The organism is Pseudoxanthobacter sp. (genome assembly GCF_036822375.1).
Lineage (GTDB): Bacteria > Pseudomonadota > Alphaproteobacteria > Rhizobiales > Segnochrobactraceae > Pseudoxanthobacter.
This window is the reverse complement of sequence record NZ_DAISHT010000096.1, coordinates 1-6,890: the sequence shown is the minus strand read 5'-3', so window position 1 is coordinate 6,890 and position 6,890 is coordinate 1. Positions and strand designations below refer to the sequence as shown.

General features: G+C 68.7%; 3 protein-coding genes and 1 pseudogene. 2 read left to right on the top strand and 2 right to left on the bottom strand.

Annotation, left to right across the window (positions count from 1 at the left end):
- On the top strand, positions 1 to 1,353 hold a 1,353-nt coding region (gene dsbD / locus V7067_RS10525; RefSeq protein WP_334175855.1), incomplete at its 5' end, for a protein-disulfide reductase DsbD.
- 110 nt (positions 1,354 to 1,463) lie between these two features.
- Positions 1,464 to 2,108, top strand: coding sequence for a DsbA family protein (locus V7067_RS10520; RefSeq protein ID WP_334175854.1), 645 nt, complete (start codon positions 1,464 to 1,466; stop codon positions 2,106 to 2,108).
- A 232-nt stretch (positions 2,109 to 2,340) separates the two neighbouring features.
- Here the strand turns inward: V7067_RS10520 and V7067_RS10515 are convergent, their stop codons facing one another.
- Positions 2,341 to 4,689 carry an EAL domain-containing protein gene (locus V7067_RS10515; RefSeq protein ID WP_334175853.1) on the bottom strand — a complete coding sequence of 783 codons (2,349 nt, stop codon included), beginning with the start codon at positions 4,687 to 4,689 and terminating at the stop codon, positions 2,341 to 2,343.
- A 1,038-nt stretch (positions 4,690 to 5,727) separates the two neighbouring features.
- Positions 5,728 to 6,890: pseudogene (locus V7067_RS10510) on the bottom strand (vitamin B12-dependent ribonucleotide reductase); the annotation flags it as partial.

The window sequence follows — 6,890 nt, the reverse complement described above, 5'->3', positions numbered from 1 at the left end:
GCAGAGGCTGCGCCGGCAGTGACGCCGGGCGCGGACGCAACGGCGCAGGCGGTTCCCGCAGCGCCGCCCGGCGGCGGGCTTCTTGCCGGCCCGGCGGCGCTGGTGCTGGTCAGCTTCCTCGGCTTCGGCCTTCTGCTGGCATTCACGCCGTGCGTATTTCCGATGATCCCGATTCTGTCGGGCGTGATCGTGCGGGCCGGCGGCGAGCGGCTGTCGCGCGGGCGCGGCTTCGCGCTGTCGTCGGCCTATGTGCTGGCCATGGCGGCGGCCTACGGGCTGGTCGGCATCGCTGCGGCGTGGTCGGGGCTCAATCTGCAGGTGCTCCTGCAACAGCCGGCGGCCATCGGTGCCATCGCGCTCGTTTTCGTGGCGCTCGCGCTGTCGATGTTCGGCCTGTTCAGCCTTGAGATGCCTGCGCGCTGGAACGGCGCGCTGTCGCGCCTGACCGATGGCCGCGGCGGCTCGGTCGGCGGCGCGGCGCTGCTCGGCTTCGGTTCGGCGCTGGTGGTGGGTCCGTGCGTGACGCCGCCGCTGGCGGCGGCCCTGCTCTATGTGGCGCAGAGCGGCGATATCGCCCGCGGCGCCGGTGCGCTGTTCGCGCTGGGGCTGGGCATGGGCCTGCCGCTGATCGCCTTCGGCACTTTCGGTGCCGGCCTTCTGCCGCGGGCCGGCCGGTGGCTCGACATGGTGCGCCACGCCTTCGGCTTCGTCTTTCTGGGGCTTGCGGTGTTCATGGCCGGCCGCGTGTTGCCGCAGGCCGTGACGCTGGCGCTGTGGGGTGCGCTGGCGCTGATGGCCGGCCTGTGGCTGGCGGCGTGGAACCCGCGCGCCGGCCGGCTGGAGTGGAGCCCGGCGCTGCTGGCCCGGCTGGCCGGCGGCGGCAGCGTGGCGGCGGGCCTCGTGCTGGTGGCGGTGGCCGGCGGCTTCGTGCCGGCCGGTCTGGTCGGCCCGGTGCCGGCGCCGGCCGGCGGTGCCATCACTGCCGCCGCCCTCGGCCGCAGCGTGACGACGCCGGCCGCCTTCGATGCCGCCCTTGCCGAGGCGCGCACGGCCGGCCGCCCGGTGCTGGTGGATTTTACCGCCGACTGGTGCACGGTCTGCCATGAGATCGACCGCACCGTCATGGCCGATCCGGCGGTGCGGGCCCGCCTTGCCGGCTTTGCCGTCATCCGCGCCGATGTGACCGCGGGCGGGCCGGAGGCGGAGGCGCTGATGCGGCGCTTCTCCGTGGTCGGCCCGCCGACCCTGTTTGTGATCGATCCGGTCACCGGCCGCGAGATTGCCGACAGCCGCAGCATCGGCCTGATCGGCGCGGCCGAATTCGGCCGCATCCTCGATAACGCCCGTGCCTGAGCGCGGGTGCCCGCGGGCCGATGCCGGCGTGCGACGCGACCGGGCCTGAAATCCAGAGCCGAAATTCAAGCCCGAAATACCCGTCCGAAATATCAGCCCCGGAGCCTGCCATGACCGCCGCCCTGACCCGCCGCCACCTTCTCGCCGCCGCCGCGGGCCTTGCGCTGGTGCTGCCCGCTGCCGTTGCGGCGGAGGCTGCGGTCAGCCCTGAAAGCGTGCTGAAGGACCCGGATGCCCCGGTCGGCGGCAATCCGCACGGCGATGTGACCATTGTCACCTATTTCGATTACAACTGCCCCTACTGCAAGGAATCGGCTGTGGCGATGAACGCGGTCGTTGCCGGCGACGGCAATGTGCGCGTCATCTACAAGGACTGGCCGATCCTGGCGGCCTCGTCGAACAGCGGTGCGGAACTGGCGCTGGCCGCCAAGTATCAGGGCCGCTATGTGGAGGCTCACGATGCGCTGATGGCCATCCACGGACGCCGCATCACGGCCGCCGACATGCGCGCGGCACTGGCGGCGACGGATATCGACATGACGCGCCTCGATGCCGACCTGAAGGCCCACCGCGACGACATCACCGCCCTCCTGCGCCGCACCACGGCGGAGGCCGAGGCGCTGGGCCTGAGCGGAACGCCGGTCTATCTCGTCGGTCCCTTCATGGTGCCCTCGGCGCTGGACGAGGATGGCTTCCGCCAGATCGTCAGCGATGCCCGGGCGCGGAGCGCCGCCAGCCGTCCGGCGGCCAACTGAGGCGGCGCCCCGGTCAGCCGCTCCGCGCGGCGGCCGGCACTGCCCTGCAGCGCAAACGGCCCGGCACGACCGCATCCGACAGGAATATGCTCCGGCGCGGACCGCGGCCGGCCCGGACCGGAAGCCGGGGCGGGTGGCCGGGGCCCGGCGCGGTTCGCGCCCGGCCCGCCCTGAACCGGGCCCGGTCCGCAATCCGGCCCGGTTTGCCGGCCCGGTTTGCGACGCGCCGGCCTCAGCTGCGGGGCAGGGCGGCGAGCGCCGGTTCGCCCTGCGGCCGGCCGGTCAGATAGCCCTGCACGGCCGGGCAGCCGAGGCGCATCAGCAGCGCGAACTGGGCTTCCGTCTCCACGCCCTCGGCCACCACCTCCACGCCGAGATCGTGGCACAGCGACAGGATGGCCCCCACCACCGTGCGGGCGCGCAGGCGGGTGTCGATGTGGTCGATGAAGCTCTTGTCGAGTTTGATCTTCTGGATCGGCAGCGCGTAGAGGTAGCCGAGCGAGGAATAGAGCGCGCCGAAATCGTCGATGGCGACGCTCACGTTCATGGCACGCAGCGCGCCGATGACCTCGATGGCCTTCGCCCGCTCCTCGATCAGCACCCGTTCGGTGATTTCCAGCCACAGCCGCGCGGCGGGCAGCCCGGTTTCTGCCAGTACGGTGCGCACGAGGCTGACGAGATCGCCCACGCGGAACCATGCCGCCGAAACGTTGACGGCAATCCAGTGGTCGTTGCCGCGCTCGGCCGCCATGCGGCAGGCCCGGCGCAGCACATAGGCATCGAGCCGGCCCCACAGGCCGGTCGCCTCGGCACGGGAGACGAACTGTTCCGGCGAGACCGGCCCGTCGGTCCGCTGCCAGCGCACCAGCACCTCATGGCCCATCACGGTGCGGTCGGAACAGCGCACCACCGGCTGCCAGACCAGCGTCAGGTCGCCGCGATCCAGCGCCTGTTCCAGCTCCTGATCGAACAGGCGCCGCTCGTTGCGCCGCTGCTCGATGACGGTGCTGTAGCGCACCGGCATGTCGCTGTCGGCCTCGCGGGCGGCTTCCAGCGCGATGCCGGCCACCTGCAGCAGCCGGTCGGCATCGCCGGCATCGGACGGTGCGGTGGCAAAACCGCCGTGGCCGCGCAGCGGCACCGGCTGGTCGGCAATGAGGAACGGCGCCTGCAGCGCCACCGCCAGCCGGATGCTGATGGTCTCCAGCGCGGTATCGTTGGCGATGTTCGGCAGCAGAATGCCGAAATCGTCGCTGCCGGTGCGGGCCACCACGGCGTCGTCCGGGGCAGCGCCGGTCAGCACCTGCGCGGCGTGGATGAGACGGCGGTCGCCGGCGCCCTGTCCGAACAGCTCGTTGACCATGCGGCTTTCGCGCAGATCGAAGATGACGAGGCCGACCCGCCCGCTGTTGCCGGCTGCCGCGATCTTACCGGCGATCTGCTGCTGCAGGGCCTGCCGGTTGGGCAGGCGGGTGAGGAGATCGTGGGTCGCCAGCCAGTTGGCCCGGGCATGGGCCGCCCGCACCCGCTCTTCCGAAAGGTGCCGCTCGGTGACGTCGACAGCCACGCCGTCGATAATGAGCCCGCCTTCTTCGGCAGAAGCCCCGGCATTGAGGGACGACAGCGATTGCAGCCACACGACCGCACCGTCGGGCCGTATCACGCGATATTCCAGCATGCCGGGTTCGCGTTCCCCCCGCGCCGTCTTCTGCAGCGTGTCGTGCACCAGGGCGCGGTCGTCCGGGTGCAGCAGAAGGGCGAGGGGGTCGGGGGCGCTGGTCAGCGTTTCCGGTGCAAGGCCGAGGATCTCGGTGCTGCGCGTGCTGACGAAACTGAGCGTGTAATGGCCTTCCGGGGTCAGCCGGCCGCGAAACAGGATGCCGGGGATCTTGGCAGCCAGCGCCTGCATCAGCGCGCGCGTTTCGGAAAGCCGGCTTGCCAGCGCGCTGCGGCCCTCGTCGCGCACCATCATGGCGCCGTTGAACAGCACCACTGGCGCGCTGATGAACCACAGCGACAGCGTGATCGGCCAGAACTGGCCGTCGATCGTGCCGGCCAGCAGCGCCGACACATAGCTGGGCAGAATGCCGACCGGCGGCAGCAGGATGGCCATGCCGGCGAGGCGCGCCGGCGTGAGCCGCCGCAGGGCCACCGGCCGGGCGGTGCTGAACCGCCAGCCGCGCGCGGCCGCCAGCGCCATGCTGATCAGCGAGACCGCTGCGATGGTCACGACGGCCATCTCCATCCGCGATCCGCCGATGGAGATGCGGGCGATCAGCGCGATGGCCCCGGCGACCGCGGCGGCCACGATGCCGTGGAACGGCCCGGCCAGCAGCAGCGGCACCGCGCGCAGGTCGAGCCGCGCACCGTTCAGGGTTGCGACCGGAAAGGCCATGCAGGCGACGGCGATGATGCCGAAGCCCGCGCCGAGCAGCAGCGGCGACAGGGCCGGCCGGCGGCGGCGCAGCGACGATTCGAGACTGGTTACGAACTGGATCAGCGCCGTCACCACCGCTGCGTTGCCAAGCAACCCCAGCGCCAGCGCGGCGAATTCCAGATAGGGCGATCCGGCATCGATCATGAACGGACCGCCCCGCGGCCGCACGGTTGCAGCCGCGCACCGGCAGGGCCGGCGTCTGGGCCGCCGGAACAAAACGGGGCATACAACCGCGTCTTCCGCCGCTCTCGCGTCCCGGAGGTTGCGTCAGGTTGCAGAATGTCCCGTTTTGTTCGTCTCGGCTCTGGAGCGTCCAATTTCAGCCCGCTTCCGGGCCCTGCGTGTCCCGGAATCCTGATATGTGCAATTTTACCACTCCGTGAGAAGGCCACAGAGCGGTTCGTCCGGCTTTGCGTAAAGTCAATATGATCAAATCGTCACCGATACCGAAGGGCGGTGGCAAGTCTTTTCTTTTCAGGCGGTTAAAAGAAACGGCTCACTGAAACCGGACCGCTTGGTCTGGTGCGGGGGACAACCTTGCGCGGTAAATGTTTCTCTTTTGTTCTTAAAGATAAACCCCGCCCGGATGCGCGGGCATCCGGGCGGGGCGGGATTGTCGGATTGCGGTGCGATCAGCTGCAGCCGCTGGTCGCGCCGCAGGTGTCGCACTTCAGGCAGGTGCCGTTGCGCACCATGGTGCGCAATTATTTTTCTTTCCGTACGCCCTTAAAGGGCGTGCCGTCCTTCTTTCCACCCAAAAAATGCCCCGTCGAGGTATCGCGTTTTGTCCAAGTTTTGGTTTTGGGGTTGAGCACTTGAGAGCGTCCCTTGACAGCGCCGTTGCGATGTCCGTCGCCTGAGGGAGGATTAGTAGCCATGTTTAAGTTCCTTGTTTAAAAAGCCAAGGTTCCGCTCGACGGCCGCCGATCCATTCTCCATAGTCCGAGTGTCACCAGCGGACGGAGAATCTATTCTACGTTCGTCGCCCGCCAGTACCTCAGCTGGTGCTACGCGGGATAAAAGGCCGGGGTTAATCCTCGGCCTTTTTTGTTTTGCCCAGTTCATGCTCAGCTTGGCAAGTCTGAATACAGAATGGGTAATCGAGGCATTCTCTATTATGTTCGCCGGGCATCGATGGAATGCCCGGCTGCCTGTTTCGAATATTCCGCCAGAGGATCGTCTTTACGAACAGCCGCTGGTCGCGCCGCAGGTGTCGCACTTCAGGCAGGTGCCGTTGCGCACCATGGTGAAGTTGCCGCACTCGGTGCAGGATTCGCCCACATAGCCCTTGAGGCGGGCCATTGCGGCCCGTTCGGCATGGCTCTCCGCCGCCCTGGGCACCGCCACCGAAAGCTCGACCGCCGTTTCTTCCGCCGTGTCGAGATTGCGATGGAACATCGTTGCGGTGGCGGTCGCAACCGCGGTTGCCGCATTGCCCGATGCGCGCAGCGCCGTGACGTTGCTGGGGGCCGCAGCCCGGCTGCCCGGACCGGCGGAACCGGCCGGGTCGGCCGTGCGGAAGCGCTCGGTGTGGCCGCGCACCAGACCGCGCGACACCACGGCTTCTGCCGAGGAGCGGCCTTCGTTGACGCCCGAGCCCATGGTGGTGGCGCCGATCGCCTCCGGGGGCACATGGCTCAGGTCGTCGCGGCCCAGATAGGACACCGCCAGCTCGCGGAAGATGTAGTCGAGGATCGAGGTGGCGTTCTTGATGGCCTCGTTGCCCTGCACCATGCCGGCCGGCTCGAAGCGGGTGAAGGTGAAAGCCTCCACGAACTCTTCCAGCGGCACGCCATATTGCAGGCCCAGCGACACGGAGATGGCGAAGTTGTTCATCAGCGAGCGGAAGGCCGCGCCTTCCTTGTGCATGTCGATGAAGATTTCGCCGAGGCGGCCGTCGTTATATTCGCCGGTGCGCAGATACACCTTGTGGCCGCCGACGATGGCCTTCTGGGTGTAGCCCTTGCGGCGCGTCGGCAGCTTTTCGCGCCGGCGCACTTCCACGACCTTTTCAATCACCTTCTCGACGATCTTCTCGGCCACCGCCGCCGCCCGCTGCACGGCCGGCGCGGCAATAATGGCCTCGGCAGCCTCTTCCGCCTCGTCCTCGTCATCGGCGAGGAGCTGCGAATTCAGCGGCTGCGACAGCTTGGAGCCGTCGCGATACAGCGCGTTGGCCTTGAGGCCGAGGCGCCACGAGGAGAGGTAGGCGGCGGTGCAGTCTTCCACCGTCGCATCGTTGGGCATGTTGATGGTTTTGGAGATGGCGCCCGAAATGAACGGCTGAGCTGCGGCCATCATCAGGATGTGGCTTTCCACCGACAGGAAGCGCTTGCCGAGGCGGC